At 34.4% G+C, this 17,853-nt stretch carries 8 protein-coding genes; all 8 read right to left on the reverse strand.

Going from position 1 to position 17,853, the window contains the following annotated elements; genetic code table 11:
• Nucleotides 1–70: 70 nt before the first annotated feature.
• Genes dpdD through dpdE form a run of 8 tightly spaced genes read right to left on the reverse strand, consistent with a single transcriptional unit; the run spans nucleotide 71 to nucleotide 17,740 of the window.
• Nucleotides 71–2,263: a protein DpdD gene (dpdD, locus tag H4J52_RS16475; RefSeq protein WP_182225209.1), complete on the reverse strand. Its 2,193-nt coding sequence runs from the start codon at nucleotides 2,261–2,263 to the stop codon at nucleotides 71–73.
• Nucleotides 2,250–2,852: a phospholipase D-like domain-containing protein DpdK gene (dpdK, locus tag H4J52_RS16480; protein ID WP_182225210.1), complete on the reverse strand. Its 603-nt coding sequence runs from the start codon at nucleotides 2,850–2,852 to the stop codon at nucleotides 2,250–2,252. The genes dpdD and dpdK overlap by 14 nt, the downstream gene beginning before the upstream one ends.
• Complete coding sequence (gene dpdJ, locus H4J52_RS16485; protein WP_220461110.1) at nucleotides 2,849–7,303, reverse strand: protein DpdJ; 4,455 nt, start codon at nucleotides 7,301–7,303, stop codon at nucleotides 2,849–2,851. Before dpdJ ends, dpdK begins: the two co-directional genes overlap by 4 nt.
• 28 nt (nucleotides 7,304–7,331) lie before the next feature.
• On the reverse strand, nucleotides 7,332–8,126 hold the full coding sequence (locus H4J52_RS16490) for a hypothetical protein (RefSeq protein ID WP_182225211.1): 795 nt from the start codon (nucleotides 8,124–8,126) through the stop codon (nucleotides 7,332–7,334).
• A complete protein-coding gene (gene dpdH / locus H4J52_RS16495) occupies nucleotides 8,123–11,200 on the reverse strand; it encodes a protein DpdH (protein ID WP_182225212.1) in 3,078 nt (1,025 codons plus the stop codon). Before dpdH ends, H4J52_RS16490 begins: the two co-directional genes overlap by 4 nt.
• Complete coding sequence (gene dpdG / locus H4J52_RS16500) at nucleotides 11,200–12,150, reverse strand: protein DpdG (RefSeq protein WP_182225213.1); 951 nt, start codon at nucleotides 12,148–12,150, stop codon at nucleotides 11,200–11,202. Before dpdG ends, dpdH begins: the two co-directional genes overlap by 1 nt.
• A complete protein-coding gene (gene dpdF / locus H4J52_RS16505) occupies nucleotides 12,141–14,666 on the reverse strand; it encodes a protein DpdF (protein ID WP_182225214.1) in 2,526 nt (841 codons plus the stop codon). The genes dpdG and dpdF overlap by 10 nt, the downstream gene beginning before the upstream one ends.
• Nucleotides 14,666–17,740 carry a protein DpdE gene (gene dpdE, locus H4J52_RS16510; RefSeq protein WP_182225215.1) on the reverse strand — a complete coding sequence of 1,025 codons (3,075 nt, stop codon included), beginning with the start codon at nucleotides 17,738–17,740 and terminating at the stop codon, nucleotides 14,666–14,668. The genes dpdF and dpdE overlap by 1 nt, the downstream gene beginning before the upstream one ends.
• Nucleotides 17,741–17,853: the final 113 nt, after the last annotated feature.

Consider the following 17,853-nt stretch of genomic DNA (forward strand, 5'->3'; position numbering starts at 1 on the left):
AGCCTGAAAATAGGCTCGAAAGACAGTTCAAATCGCCCTGAACTCGCACTAGCCTAGTCTTACAAATAAATTAGTTAATGAAGTCTGTTAATGCTCTTATAATAGAAGAGCTACCTTTCCCATCACAATATATAATATCTTTATTAATTGCCTTAACAGCATAATATGATTGGTGCGCAGCACTCTTATTACAGAAAATAAAGTAATCTGCGGTTGAAGCAAGATTCTTCAACTTATCTGTCGCGACTTTATCATGGTTAAGCTTAATAACAACTCCAGGAAACAAGTTCTGTAGCATTTCAGCGGCTCGTTGCCCTGCTTTTTCAGTAAGTGTTGATATACCTATTAATTTATCTTTTAAAGAAACTTTTACATCTTCATCAGATGAATTATCCACACTTATTAAATGATCAAAAGATTTATCTTCTGGTGCTATCTGTTTATCTAGCCATGTAAGAACTGTTTGTAGTTCGAAATCAATATCAGACCAATGAGTTATCGAATATTGGCATATGCCATTCCAAAATGGATATCTCACTACTTCTGGTGACTTTATTGCATAATCAAATAACATTTCGCTAAATTCAATAATGAGAGGTAGTGATTTTCGACTTATTTCTACTTTTACAACAACCTCAAAAGCTTCTATTGCAGACGAGTACTGTTCTTTAGAGTGAGGTGTCTTGAGTAAGCCTTGAATTAAATCTCTCATCAAGCCAATAGTTATGTATGACGTTTCATCATCCAGTGCAATTAACTCAATGAGTCCTAACCAAAAAGCGCTAGAGGTTTCTACCTTGTTATCATCTAGCCAACTTAGTAAGTGCGGTGCTATATTTCGAATACTCTCGGCATCTGCTGAAGTTGATATTTCCTCGGTAATAAATTTAATGTCGAACTCACATGGTTGCCACTCACTTATTAAATCAAAATTAATAAGCTCTCCACTAGCGTAGTGCTTAAAACAGTCATTCCAAGAGTTAATGACTGAACCTTTAGGGTTTTCGACTGTTGGTTCAACAATTTCACTTTCTTCAATAATTACAGCATCACTGTTGCTACCATATATAAAATCTTCTAATGAACTCCATAACTTCCTAAAGGGAACCGATGCTTTTGTTTTTTGACGAATTTCAAAAGGAAGCTCTTCTAACCAACTGAATATCTCACTAGCTTCAGAGGGCATACATGCTTTTGAGTAATCCAGAACTTGAATAACCACATCAAGACTTATAGGGGAATCAAATAAAGCTTGAAGTCTTGAAGACTCTATTGATAAAGCATTACGAGTTTCAATGAAGGATTCAATTTTTCCAAATAACTCACTCACCCACTCTTCTGTAATAAAACTGGGTGAAAATGAGATTATGTCGTTTTTATCAATCCCTATACTAACAGCCAAAGCAGACCAAGCTTCCCAGTCCTCTTTATATTTGTCTTCTTCTTTCAGTCTAGGTTTAGAGAGTAAAAATGACTCGTAATCGACTAAACTAGACTTTAAAGCAACCCAGTCTACATTTGATAAATCTGTTAAAACTAAATTGTTTACATGCATCAATGCACGAATTAATAAATGGTATATTCTCGTAGGGATTATACCAGCTAAATAATCAGGTAAATTCTTATGTTCAAGTATTTCATGCCATGAAGCGTTAATAGCCAAGGATTGAAGTTCAAGACCAACTAAGTTTCTATGACTTAACTTACCTGAGCCTTTAGCTTCATTATAAAAGACTAATGCACTTTCTCCGTCACTTTCACGACTCGCTAAAAAGAAATCACGTAATATACGCCCTATTGGACGCAACCTTATATTGGGAAAGTTAGGTTTTGCTTCAAACCGTGCAGAAACCTCATTTAACGTTGTAACTATATAGCTTGTATCTTCCTTAAAACTGTCAGTAATAACTTGAGAGAACCTAATTACGCCGTGCGATTGATTCTGTAATAACGACTGTTCAAACTTAAGTTCGGGTGACTTTATTATTTCATAAGATGATGTATGTGAAGATCCTAATCCGTAATATAAGCAGTTTTTCAACTCATTTAATGATTTTGTGTCTGGACACATACCATAGAAATACAATTGACCTTTTACATAAGCCGGTAGAAAGAATGGAGTTTTAGATTCCAAATTGCGTATGGACTTCAATAATAATAAATTTATAGAGTCAGAGATTTCTTCCACTGTTTTCTCTAATTCAATTGCATTCTCGGCTGTAAAAAAGTCTACAAACCAAGATGGATAGTTAGAAAAAGTCATGTTCATCATCCTCATCGTCTTCAATTTCAACAACTGGATTTTCTATCGCTTTTATTTTTTGTTGATAGTTTTTAAAATAAAGATTACTGAAATCAATCCTAGTGGTTGAAATCTGATGGGTATCACCTGAAATAGTGACTAACTCATCATTTCTATTCGCCCCTGAGAAAGTAAAGTTCATTGAACCGTCAAAAAAACACGACTCTGTAACTAACCCTTTAATATGCACTTTATCTGATATCTCAAACCTAAAGTCGTCTTCATTGACAAGCTTGTTTTTCAATAGGCTAAGTGCAGAATCATTTGTTTTAGTCTCATTAACTACAAGGTTGAGTTTACAACCATTCAGCACAGCTGTTTCTAATAACTCTATAAAGGTAACCATTCTATTACCCCAACTCGCATTAAGGTAACTCCAATTTCCAGAGCGATTATCGAGTATCTCAAAATCAGTAAACCAGGCTGTTACTAACCATATTTCTTGCGGTGATAGTATTAGCCCTGCAAAAGTACTTCCTAAAACCTCTTTTAAATGTCGCTTACCTAATGGCGTGTTTGTTAATATTTTACGAGAATTGGAATTAATCATTGAATAGCCTCCGCGAGCTCGACAAATAATATTATTTCACCTAATTGTCTATCAATTCTATTAACCCTAATGTGGAAAAACATACCTAGTTGATCTATCTGAATTGTATTTATTTTTAATATAATTTGATTTAATTTAGATAAGTGTTCAGGTGAAATTACAAGCTTAACTATCCCTTTACGACTAATTCTTTGTTGTAATTCTCCCTCCCAGTTATTTCCATAATTCATTGTTTCACTATTGCCAGATATCATTTGTTCGACAATTAGCCTTTCTGTTCTATTATTTCCACTTATGAAGCGATTATAAAACTGTGTACTGGACTGACGTATAACATTGCCTCTAGGCCATAACTGCCCAATGACCTTATCTTTAAGCTTGTTTATAGTTACATTCGTATCCGATGTAATTTCTTTAGCTATTAGAAAAGATGCTATGTTTAAAGGTATCTCTACTTTTAACTCTTTTTCGATTTCTCGCCATCTGTCCATCCAGCTCTTTAAATCTCTATCTGTTTCTTTAGAACTGCCGGCTTTTAATACTCGAGTATGAAGAATGCTATTGAAGCTATGAGATAAAATGACTCCCATTTTTCTTAAGTTTTCATTAATAGCCACATTTGCTTTAACTCGTGCACTAAATTTTTGTGAGTCTCTATGAGACTTAAAAGATGATTCTAAATTTTCGTCACACTCTAATTTTGATAATAATTGATGAATATCAAAATCAACCTGCTCATAATCACCTGCCTGAAAACACCTAGAAAAATGATTTAGAACATTAAGAGGATCACTACTGTATACCCTCTCAAACCTATTAATTATACCTACCCCACCTGATTCATTCTCAGTTAACCAAATAGTTAAGTCATCACCCATCCATACCGGATCTACATTTAAATCATTATCACCAACATCTGGTAATACCGTACTTACCAATTGATTAATGCCTCCAGAGAGAGTATTTGACATTAACATTCTCAACCATGAAATATACGAATCACCTGACAATTCAGTATATAAAGGGGTTAATAAGTTACTAATTTCACCAATAATTAAATCGTTCGATAAAAGGGAAATCAACTCACTTTGTAACGCCTGCTCTTCATCTTCGTCCTCACTTAATACATTCAATTGAAATAATTCTAGAGGGATAGTATTTAGTAACTCTCGTCCTTCTTTTGAACTCAAAAACGTAATAGAGTCTTGGATAGATAAGTTTTTTTGCGTTGAAATGAATATCACTGTGGTAGTAACACACTCAAATGCCCAATTTGCTTGAAATGTATTGTTAAAAATAGAAGAATTTACAAAGCTATCTTGAACAAAAGAAAAGCGTAAAGAAGACTCAACGTTTTCATTTGTCCCTAAACTAAGTAACTGATCATCTGAGAATGTAAAGTTCCACCTCATTCCATCGACAAAGAGAATAGTCCCTATACCAACTGATTCACCTTGTTCTTGCCAATTTAATTTAATATTAGATGCTTCTTTAGTCTTAAATTTAATCTGAGCATTAGAGCCCGTTGTATACCTTGTAACCTCAACTGGTTGCATATGTTTGTGCTCAAAAAAACAAACATTACTTAAATGACGTTTCCAGTCACAATTAGCAGGAAGTGACAGTTGATGCTTGTCTTCATCAATTTCAAATATGCTCTCCCAGTTCAAAAAAGCATTACTTGTTTCTGTAACATTCTTTAGTTCAAGTCGTTTCGTTAGTATTTGCCTTGGTTGATAAATTTTCATCTGAGTACCAGGCTTATAAATTATTTCTTTAATAAAGTCTCTATTTAGTCCAAAAGCATCTTCAACTTCGAAGCCTATTTCATCATCAACTCCTACCTCTGGCTCAAAACCTTCAGGGACTAGCCAATCAGTTTCATAACGGTTATTTAATGTAAATCGTTTCGAAATTCTTCCCGGAGCATATTCTTTTAATCCCTGAAAGAACCCCATACTTTGCCATTCCTGGATTCTCCCCTCTTTACTCCCCCTAAGTAAGGAGATATCAAGTGACGGGAGAATTAGCTCACTAAATAATGTAGCAGGTATAAACTCAGGCATAGGTGAACCTTTACTTTGAACACCTAACCACTCTTGCCCATTTACAGACCAATTAGTTCGTAGCTTTTGTAATAAGCTGGGAATAAAGTCCATAAATAATGAGCGAGGAGGTTGCCAACAAAGTTTTTCAACATCTGGTCTTTTAATTCCCAATGATGATATTAAATACCCTTCAAGAGAACGTTGTTGTCCTGAATCCTCCAACAGCTTATTTAAAATCCCCTTTAATTTTTTTAAATAGTCAGACTTATATAAATTAAATTGTTTATATTTGGGGTCATCACTTGGCTGAGGGTATTTTAATATTGTCCAAATACTTCCATATCCAACCTCTATCCCTAACCACTCGATAGTAGCTAGGCTTGCTTGCATCTTTTGAATATGACTGTTATTTACAGGTAGTTTATTGACTTTAATTTCTGGGTCTACGAGACTTTCATATCGATGAAAAGCAACTCTATCACGACCATAATCAGAGAGAACAGTGATCATCCAAGGTCTCATTCCTCTTGAGCGTCCAGCACGCCCCTTTCGTTGAAGATATGATGCTACGCCCCTTGGTGCTTTATGCTGAATAACAGCCCCTACTTTAGAGTCATTATAACCAACTTCTAAAGAGGCCGTTGCAACAATAATCTCAGCAGTTTCACTTACCCCTGAATCTTGACTTGAAGTTCGAGCAACATCTGCTCGATCTTCTTCATCTGTACTATGGCCAATATACTCACAATTCGACCAATCTTGACCAAGCAATTGCATTTGTTCTTTGTTAGCCTGATAGTTAGGGTGTTTTTCGCTTCTTAAAAATGCTAGCGGCTCAGCTTCGGGTGTTAGTTTTTTAAATGCGTGACTCCATCCCTCTGCGTCTGCAATCATCTCAAACAGTCTGTTATTTACATCTAAGTCATCTGTAAAAACAAATGTTTTAGTGCCAAAAGTACCTTTTGATACCCCTTCTTTTCTGCTATTACTATCTAACATACGCCGGGTTAGCATGGATGTTTGAATTGTTGTTGATAAAAGTGCTGATTGGGATACAGGGTCTCCGCGTAAAGCCAATAGATATTCAGCACCTTCCTCTATCATTTCAGAGGGTAAAGGCTCAATTAACTCAACATTATGTTTTTCCGTTCCAGTTAAACTGCCAAAAAAACCAGCAGCATCACTAAGTGTTGCGGATAATCCAACGAAATGGGGTTTGTTGTCTGAACGTTTCATCCATCGTTTCAGTAGATAGGACGTTTGGGCACCTGTTGTGCCTTCATAGGTATGAACTTCATCAAGTAAAACTAGTGGTATTGGTTGTTTGGTATCAACGCCAAACAGGTGGTTATATTTATTGTTTGCTAAATGTTGATTTAACATCTCCGTAGTTGTAAAAAGGATATCAGGGGCAGGTGATTGACGAGTTAGAGATATCTCATCGTCATTGACTTTACTTCCGCAGCGACTGCAAGTCAGGACTTCATTATTTATTTTTATATCTTCTTCTAGCCACTTTAATTTACCAGAGCATTTACAATTTAATAATTCGAATTCAATAGCATTAAATTTAATTTTTTTATTCAACTTATTGCGATCTAATGTTTCCCCAAAAAAAGACCCAATTCTAATTCTTCGTTTATTATTAGTTAACAAATAATCATCTAACAACCTCGCCTGTTTAAAGGTTTCATTAAATTGATCTTTAAGAAGTTCATTACGCGGGTAAATAGCTAGTATTTGAACACGATGACTTTGGTCACTGCAAATATTTTGTGATAGTTGTGTCAAAGCAGGTAAGTAGAAGGAAAGAGTTTTACCACTGCCGGTTCCTGAACATACAATAGTTCCTGAAGGTTGATTAGGCTTCGATGCAGACATGTGCTTTGAGTACTTATCTAATACCCTTTCTGTTGCTCTTATTTGAAAACCAGAAAGATTAAAAGGAGTTCGTCCTCCTCCTAGTAATGAAAGTAAGACCTTGGTGTGCTCATCAGTGATTTTCAGCTTTTCTTTCAATTGATTAATAGCAATTGAAGCGGATACATTTCTGTTAGGATATTGGCGCGGGCGACGAATAAAACGAAAGTCGGAGACTAAGGTTTTAGCATTTCTTAAATCTTGGCCATGAAACCATTGTCTTAAGTTGCTATAAAGATAAATTGCCTCAGCCATTCTAGATCGATAACAATCAACTATATAAGAAGATTTTACTTCTACAATTAGGCTTTGATCACTTAACGCTTCAAAAATCTCTTCCCAATCAGATGGTGTTCGTAACTTTATGAGTTCTATAATCTCACTCTTATTAAAATAAAAGCTCGTGTCACCCCATGTTAATAATTTAATTTCTTTCTCTTCTATTAAATCAAGGCATGACAATAGTAGGCTTTGTTCGATCATAATTCCCTCTATACTTTTAATAAACCTGCTACCGTGAAACTTTATACTTAGAAAGCAAATCTTTTTTGGTTAACCACTCAAGAACTTTAGGTGTTAATAACTCTAATGTTGTTGTGCTATAAGGTGAACTAACTTCTTTTAAAAATTTAGCCACACCTTCAGGTAGATCAGAGGTATCCATTTGCCCTCTTAATATAACTAACTTTTCTTTCAACGATATGAGAGAAGAAACTAAATCAGAATTAACATCTTTTGAAGTTTTTTCAGCATCAAAACGGGCTTTCAGCGTTATATACTTTTCGAAAATCCCTTTTTTACCAAGATTGCTTTGCCTCTCTAAAACGGCTTCTTCCTCAAAAAAGTCCTTCTCTAAATTAATTAACCACTGGTCCCAATACTTATCATTTAAACCGCTGATTATTTTTGTAAGACTTTTTAACGCAACAATTGAATTATTTAACGAATCATCCTGTTGCGCTTCATGCCCTAACTCTTTCCACTTTTCGGATAATAAAGGTAGAGAAACCTTAGCGCGATCTAATAAAGCCTTAATGTCATCACCTAGAACTAATCCTGATGATTCGCTAATTAAAAATCCGTCACTTTCATCACCTTCAGTACTCGGTATTAATTGCTCATCAAGTTGACTGATAAGAGGGATAACATTGAATTTAGTCTTATTACTTGTAAGTTCACCTAATGATTTATTTAGACGGTTTAATATATTGGAATTAGCCTCTATGATCGTTTCATTTTCCTGAGCATTAGAAGATAGCTTTATTTGGCTTTGGAGTTTGTCAACTTGAGATTTTAAGGTGCTCATTTAACTTCCTCCAGAACATGTTCATCTAATTGGTTTAAAATCAATCCGATAGAGGTAAAAGATGCATTTATTTCATTATTTATTTTATCTACCTGCTGGGTGCTTGATGTATCATTAACCTTCATGATTTTAGGAAGTACGTTAACATTAAATTGTTGCCAATTTTTTAGGACTTTACATACATTTTTGATAACATAACCATCCAATGACGAAAGAATTTTTAGTTGAGTTAACTCATCTTTTGCAGATAACAATTTTATACTATTTTGAATATCACTCCATTGACAGTTATCGACAACCTCTTTGATGTCTTTACTTAAAGTAGGTCTTGTCACAAAATCTTTAGGGTACAGTCCCATATCCAATATGGTTTTATAAATCGACTTAATATCCTCTAGCAGTTTGATAAAATCGTCTTTATTATCGCAATCAATAAGATGATTTTCCATTAAGTGAATATCTGATTTTAATTCATAAACAGATTCGTTCTTAAGTTTTTTTTGTGATGCGGTTAGTAGCTCTTGATTTAATTTTTTGGCTTCCTTTTGAGCAAAATTAAAAATGTCATTATCAATAGCTACATTGCTAGTTTGTATCAAACTCAACCACATTTGCTGTGTCTCATCCCAATGACTCAATAATTCCTCTCTAAACTCCTGATATTTTTCATTTATAGCAGGCTTCAAACTATCTACAATATGAATAGATCTTTTGAGTAAGGTACTTTGTAGAGTACCTTCAGATTTTATGCCTAACCCTTTCATGAGTAGTATATGCTTAGCTATAGAGTCAACCAAATATTTGCCCCTAATGTTTTTGAGCATATATTTAATCGCATTAGGAACCCAAATTTCTACAAATTTAGTAAAGTAAATAAAGTCGTCATAACCTTCAGGATAATTCCAATCTTTAGTTTCCTCTTTTTCATTAAAGCTATGATAACGAAGGATTGCTAAAGCAGAACGTTGATAAAACAACGAGGTTTTTTCATTAACAAAGTCGTCCTCTGAACAGAAAGTGTAATTTTCTCCTTGCGGGTTACCACCAGCAAATGGTAAATCAAATAAATACCTTTGACCTTGTTTGAAAATACATTCATAAACATTCTTATTATGTGTATTTGTAAAAATACTCAAGTTTTCGAACCCATTCCATCCAGAAGGTTGACGGTTTTTTATCATCTCGAAAAGTTGTGTTCTGATTTTATTTGCTGATCCAGAAGAAAGAGGTTGTTCACGATTAAACCAAAGCTGAACTTCTTTCAGAATAACATCATCTTTCACTTTAATTGTAGAAGGTACTTCAACTTCACCTGATGTAGGACCTTCGGGTGAATCAGGGATGTCTACTTCTGTATCAGCAGATAATTTTTGTGCAAAGTCCTCCATTGAAAAAGCTAAAGCCACATTGCTATTCAAAGATTCCTGGATAGATTTGAGACTTGATCCTTCTCCCCAGATTGTAGAAAGAATCTGTGCTTTTCTTGGAGAAACTAACCCTAAGTTCAAAATCTCACTATTTAGTCTTGTAATTGATTCTTTTATAGAAAAATTTTGTGGGAATGTTTTTTCTAAATATTCATCCCTATAATCACGAAGTAAGTTTAAAAGTATCCCGTTTATAATAGTTCTTGGGTTAAATACAACGTTTTTATCCTGATCTATACAGTACCATTTTGTTAAAGTGTTAATTGCTTGTTGATTATAAGGAAATAAAGGAATACCTATTGATGATGTACCAAAAGCATTTAATTCTTCTGATTCTCTTTCTGAAAGATCCCCCTCCCAGATAGGTATATCATCATGATTATTTTCTAAACTAATATGACTTTCCAGTAAATGTTTACCAAATCTTGCAGCATTTATATAACGACTACAAAAATCAACAATCCGTTTAGGTATGTTTTCCTGGGTGTCACTACCTTGCTCAATATGCCACTCAAAAAGAGCTCTTGACCTTATAGTAGCTTGCCTACGTATATACCCTTGGTAACCTGTGGTGACAGCTAGAACAGATCGTAATACACAGAGTTCTTCTTGACGCTCTTCCAATAAGCAATCAATTAATACATCCTCTATTGCCGATATTGCTGCTAAATCTTCGACTAGAATAACTAACGTTCTACCTAATTTCTTTAGATGTATTCTAATCTCTTTAAACAAGTCTTGGAAATTACCATTGTTAAACTGAAACAGTTGTTGAAAAGCTGTTTGAGTTGCTTTTCCTATCGCTTCATTTAACATAGTAACTGCTTTGTTTCTTTGCTCTTTATCTGAATCTAGCCTGAGATCACTTATAACCTTTCTCGCGGGCAATGCTAAATTATCGATTTCTATTGCATCAAGCATTGCCTCAAAGTCGCGTAGGGTAAGTTCGTATTCCGTATTATTAATATCTTCATCTGAAGCGCCCTTAATCCATCTTGTAGCAATACTGTAAACGCAACTTTCACCATCCAACAATTGAGACTTGAAAAGAATATCAGTAATCAATATAGGGAGTAATTTAGACATACTCATTCTTTCTCGTAATGCTGTATATGTAGCATTATCGGGTCTTTGAGTAAGGCTTTTAAGATGTTTTGATGTTTCAAGCCCTATGTCTTTTACTCGATGCGAAATAAAAGTAACAAACAAATCAGCAACTTCTTCTGCATTTAGGGCATTACCAACTTGATCAATTCTTTTTCTTGCTTGGTCAAACACCTCACCTTCCAAGCCCTCAAGCAATGAATTCAATGTTTGCCTTAAACTGGCATTTTTCGGTAGGCGAACAATCTGCCATTGTTCATCAATTACAACTTTCTGTATCTTTAATTTAGCATGTAACCATCGAATTAGATGTGACTTTCCCATGCCTGCGGCTGCTACAATAGGGATAGGCCTTTCTATTTTTAAAAAATGCTTAAGTAGATCATCCTCTGTTGCATTATCTTTTGTTCCTTTTTCATCATACTTTTTCAAATGCATAGGTTCATGCACTGCTAGTAAGGTATGTTCCGACAATTCTTCTGCTTCTGTTCTAATGCACTCAAATATATTCGGCTTAGTTGGCCAATAATTTTGTAAACTCATTATATATCTCCAACCATACGAATATGGCTTACAGTTCTGAGTTCACCATTTGGTAATAATAGAGTAACTGCTTCTAAAGAATCTGAAAGTCGGTCTAAATATATTAAACCTTCTAAATTTAGGCGGTATAATGCGTGACTCAAACTTTTAGACAATGTGTGAGGAGGGTTTGGCTGCCAATCACTTTTTTTAGTCTTCATCATTGCCTCTACTTCTACTCGATATTCCCCTCTATCAAAAACTGGAATATTACTATTAAGTCGATCTATAAAGGTATTAACACTAATACTACCTTCATTTTTTTCAGAAAAAATATCAGAAAGGTAAATCTTTATTAGTCTTGTAGGGTCAACAATATATTTATCCCTACTCACTTTCTCCATATACCCTAATAACAAGCCATACTCTAAAAATGTGGCATTTTCTGAAGGGTTAATTGAAAGTCTTGTATCATCAGTTGATCGCTCAGGCATATATTTAGCGCTAATTAATGGTATTTCTGTGGACTTAAATGAATTTTGTCTCGAAAATGTCAATTCATCTAAAGCCAAAAATAAACAAATTCCTCTAATAAGCGGTTCTATTTTTAAACCCGTTTGAAGATTATACTTTTCACTGAAAACTGTTCGTACAATACGTGTAGAAATATTCGTATCATTCGATAATGCTGAGAAAGCTTTGATGCCTTGTTCAGAACTATCCCAAAGACCGTGTTCTCTCCAGAAATCGATTGTTTGTCTTACCTTTTTCTTGGGATTAGGATTCGAAATAAAATTACCGTCATCTCCAACTTCATCACTAAGAAATAAATTACTTGGTCGATAATCTTCAAGAATTTTTTCAATAGAAATATATTCTGACTTTTTTATAATTTTTCGGTTTAGTATACGATCGATAAAAATTAATGATGCTATATGACTACCAGGGTATGAGTTATTAATTACTGACACGTGTTTTTCTCCACAAGATTCTTGAAATTAACTAATGGGATCGACCTATTATTATCTTGCCACCACAATCGATACTTACTTGATTTTGTTTTTTGAGAGCGCTCACCTATAAAAAATGTAATTTGCTCTTCGAATAAAGGAATTGTTACTTCTACATCACTTAGTGAAGTGATATAGAGAGAAGGCCATAAGTTACTACTATCGGTAATATCTTGAGAGATCCAGAATGACTTAAAACTTTTTGGAAGTTTATTTTGAATATTATTTAAAAAAGTCGAATCTGCTTTAACAGAGCAGACATGCTTGTTATCTAGCATTTTTTTGATTAGCTTAGACCATTGTAAATCCGAGGTAAGCTCGTTGCTATTATCGTAATAAACACTACAGACATTATCGAAAGATATATATTCAGCAAGAGATGATGGAAGGGAATTTGAAAAACTATAATTACCAACAGAGACACTATCACCTAACGAAGGTAAAAAACCATCACACATAATACACCCCCCACACGCTCTTTGGGGGCTAAAACTATTCAAGGTGTAATATTTTACTAACTCTTTACAAATAGGCTTTCGAAGAGATGATATATTATCAGATAGTGTTAAATATGCACGATCCTGAGAATTAATTTCATTTTTACGATGTTTTTCAATATTAGTTTCCCAATACAAATTAGAGAGTGATTGTTCATTAATAATTTGAACTAAAACTTTGCTTTTATAACCCTTCCAATACTCTTTTCGTTGGCTATTCCTTTCAAAATCATTTAATTCATTGTCATCTTCAATTTCTGGCACATCATAAAAAACTCTAATTGAACCAGCGCGTTGCATGAGGAGAAGTGTTAACCAATTCCAATCTTCATTTCGACCACTCTTCTTATCGAGACCGTCATGATAAAACGATGTGTCCAGTTGGTATAAATCACCTTTTAGGGTTGGATGAGAAGATATATCAACCTTTTTACTCCACATTCCTTTCCACTTTTTATAGCCTAACTCTGTAGAAATTAATATTTCCTTGTTTATTCTTTTCGCTTCAGAAAATTGTTTTTCATGATAAATTAATTCCGATGTTGCTGCTTCTCCATTTCTACCAGCGCGGCCTATTTCTTGATAATACCTATCGATATTATCCGGGACGCAAGCATGTATTACACTTTTTACATTTGACTTATCCATGCCCACACCAAATGCTGAGTTTGCAACTATTATATCTAGTTCGTCATTTTTCCATTGTTCAATTATTTCTTCTTTTGAGTTAGCTGGAGTATCACCAATAAACAAAGCTATTCTGTTAAGACCTATACCTTTTAGCTCATCTATGAAAGTAATAGAATCTTGAATAAGTGTTGTATAAAGAATCAAAGGCTTTGGTAAAACGACCACCCGGTTAGTAACCGTTTGAATATGACTATTCTTATCTACTTTTTCATATAATGAGCTAACCTCTGGGCGTAAAAAATTACCATTAACAATAATTGGAGCTATATTGGGTTCACAATATAAAGTGGTTAAAGAATCTATATTGCTTTGAGTGAAAGTAGCTGACATAAGAATAGTTTTAAAAGGTGAGTTACTTACTTGTCTTAATGATGCCACCAAAGCTCCAAACCTTTGAAATTCTGAGCGAAAATTACTCCCCCAAGTGTCAATCAAATGTGCTTCATCAATTATTATATTAGCAATATAGTTGTTTTCTGCTAAACGAAAGAGTAGAGGTAGTAGGCTTCCGGTAATTGATTCAGGAGAGGTGAAAATTACTTTTTGTTGTCCATTGTCAATATTATCGCGAATTTCTGATTTGTCACCATCAGACAATTGGCTATGCCAAGCATAGTTTTGAACAGAAAAGTTATCCGCTTTTTCAAGTAATTCTTTTGCTCTTTTACCTTGCTCTATAGCTAAACCAACAGTGGGCACAATAACGATTGTTAACGCCTTACTTTTACTAAACAACATGCTGGCATGAGCGACTAATGTTTTACCGCACCCTGTAGGTAAGTTAATAAAAAGGGTCGAGTCTTGAGGGCATGTTAAAGCAACCCTCACAGCCATTCTTTGCCCTGCACTAGAGTAGTGACTATAGTTTTGGTCTGATAACCTTGAAACTAAGGCTAAATCCATTTCTACCTTTTTCACTTTACGTTTTTGTTTCTGTTCGTACACATCCACCAACTTTTGACTAACTACTGGAGTTGATAAAGTAAGGAAGTTTGAACCAACTTGATAATTCAGCATAGCTTTGGCGCAGAGTACTCCCTCTTCACTAGATAAACTTCTAGGTAATGGAAAGTTATTGTGCTGGTTATCCAGCTCTTTTTGAGATGAATATAAGTAATCTTTAATTGATAAAAGCAAGTCCAATAAACTCGTGTTATCTCCATCAACTACTTTTTTTAATCTCTGTGCAAAATGATTATCAGGATAATGGCTAATCACACTATCAACCGTATGATGTAAATCCCTTAACTCGGTATCTGAAAACAATGAGGAAACAATTAAATTATTCATTACGACTTACCTACCAAAGTAACAGACCTCATCGTAGATAGATTGATGCCAAACTCCTCACTTGAAGATAAATCATATTGTTGAGTAAGTTCAGATCTTACTTTTTCGGTACAACTCGATGCTACACTCAACACTAAATCTCGCCATTCATCCTTATTTAAAAATGAATCAACTGCATCCCACATATCTTGTTCAAAACCTACACTAATATTGTAATCCCGGTATAGGCCTTTAGTTACATCACGTGACTTCTCATAGGGTTTATTCAGTATATTTAATAAAGCTTCTTTTTTTACTTCATTCCCCAACTCGTCTACCCAACGCTCTAAAATTTTAGGGGCAAGTTTTCGATCGTTGTTCCTCTGACTAACTCTTGTATGGCAACCACTCTCTAATGTACAAATCCAGTTTAATTTAAAGAAAGTTTTAGGCTCTTTAAGAGCTACATTAATCTCTCTAATTATCGCATTTGATATACCTAAAGTGGTTTGTTGGGAAAATGAATAAACTGTATCAACAAAAGGTTGTCCATACCTAAATGGATATGAACCAGTTTTCGCACTTTGGTCTCTAGATGCGTTCATGGGTTTAGTTGAAGGGTTTTTTAAACCACTATCAAAGTCCATTCCTAATATACAATGACTAACAAAGTCATCGACATTTAGGCGAGTTCGTCCTAATTGGTATTGAAAGACAAAATTGTCATCCTCAGTCTTCCTAGAATCAAATCTAAGACTCTTGTTAATCCACCCTTGCATCTCTTTACTTAAGTCATCGGCATTTTCATCAACAATTCTTAATCTTTCTGAAAATGTTTTTATTTCAGAAAGATCTACTTGCATTCCATTCCATACTTCCTGATCTGCAACTTTCTTTCTTTCTTTTGTAGCTAAACCAGACTCTCCTGCTATTTCTTCTGAGAGTTTATTTAATTGTGTATATCCCTGATGAATAATACTTTCACAATAAGATTCTATCTTCTCATCCAATACCAATTGAATACTTGAACAATTTTGATTAAAAACACCTATATCAGTTTTTAGTAACTGAGCCCAAAAACCATAAAAGCCCTCACGACAAGGAGTAAGCACTAAGTTCTCAACAGGAAGAACCCCTGTGCTACTTGCACTATATCTATTTAAACGACCGATTCTTTGTTCAATTCTCATTACCGTTCTAGGTAAACTATAATGGATAGCTAGACGACATTTTCCTTGTAGGTTTAGACCATCTTCTCCTGATTGGTCACATATCAGAACATTATATTGAGGTGATATATTGAAAATTGGGAGTTTGCCATCAATGTGCCTTTCAACTGAAGGCAAGTTGTGTTCTAAAAACTTATAGACATTATCAGCTACAGTTTTATCCCCACAAAAAACGACAATTTTACCATCCTTCTTTTTTTCCAACCATGATGTAATCTCTTCCAGTAATAATTCATCTTTATTGGATTGCTCAACATGACCCATTTCAATCATTGTTGTCAAAATCAATTTTTCTTCATCTGTAATGGTGTTACTAGATGCCAATACAGACTTTGCCTTTGCTACAAGTGAAGAGGGAGATATAAGTAAAGCATCTAACCATTGGAAATAGTTTTCACGTGTAATTCCGGCAAAATTTTGATCTCCGTGAATTAAAGAATTTCGGTAATCATCTAATTGCTCATCTAATGAAACAAATTCATCGCCTATCTGCCATGATGATGTATTACAATCTCCTAACCCTGGGAATATTTGCTCAATATAGCTATTTTTACTTCCTCTTCTGTTTCTTATAAAACGCTGGAATAATCTATACTTATCCCCAAAGTAATCTTGTAATGCCTTTACAGCCAACTTACGTTGATTTTCATCTTTTTCTTCAGAAAAGTAATCAATATGAGGTTTAAGATTAGCGATTAATAAATTTAATTCATCATCTTTAAAATCAAAACTATCAACCTGTTCTACTATACCCTCCAGAGTGAAATCATCACTTTCCGGCACTAGTGCACCATATATTCCTGAATATTTTTCTCTTTCTTCAATCTTGTTATTAAATGATGATATTCCATCATCATTTAATTGATAAGAATCGGGATTCAAGCAATGAAGCATAGCCAAGAAGTTTTTGGTATTCCCCGTTATAGGTGTACCTGACAGAACGATTGTCGAAATAGAATTATGGCAAGCTGATGCTATTTGGGAAAATACACCTTTATTGTCTTCACCCCAAGCAAATGAACCCAACTGGTGACCTTCATCTATAACAACCATTGTAGGTTTTTTAGTAATAAACTTACTTGTCAAAATATCTTGAAAACTTCCTATAAAGACTTTTTGATCTTCTTCATCAAGATCCTCATCCATAACATCTTCTAAATGAAATTTCTGACTCATTTCACCTCGCCATTGCTGAACAAGAGAAGGAGGGGTTAAAATGAAAACACAAGCCTTGTCTGTGTATTCTAATATATGTTCACGAACAAGAAATCCAGCTTCAATAGTTTTACCTAACCCTACTTCATCACCAAGAAGGTACTTCTGTACATTATCATTCAAGACTTGTAGAACTACGGATAGTTGATGTATTTCTAGATTAACAGCACTACTAGGGATTGAGGATATTGAGGAACATGAAGCTCTTTGATTTAAGTAGGAGTTAAAAAAGGATGTACGATCATTGATGTACATAGGAGAAGTTGTAGCTCTTCCAGCTAAGAAGTTGGCTGGGCAGAATTGAGAGCCTTCTAATAGGTTGGGTACAAAAACTTCCTCCAAAGGAACTACATCGGAGTCGTTATAGTTATATTTAATTAAGTGTTCATCATTAGGCCTTTGCCCATCATAAAAGCCTGCTCGCCAGTTATCTGACTTCCCAACTTTACAATAAACCACCGTTTGCTCGAACAACTTTGATTTACCAATAAGCTCGGAACCTGCAACTTCAATTTGATTTGAAATTGGAGATAGCGGAGAAGTAAAGAACCCCACTATTGCACTTTTTTTCTCACTGGAAATAGAGACTACTTTACCGACGCCTTTGAAAGCGCTCTCACTTTCAACTAAAGAACCTACACCTATCTTCACTATTTACTCCTTGTGATAATCAAAAATGATCTGGGTTCTAATACCCTACATATGAAATTATTTTAATTAAAACTAAGCAAAGATATTGTAAATTAATGTACTGTTGACACATC

Origin of the sequence: Colwellia sp. MB02u-14, from assembly GCF_014076915.1 — a bacterium.
Classification (GTDB): Bacteria; Pseudomonadota; Gammaproteobacteria; order Enterobacterales; family Alteromonadaceae; genus Colwellia_A.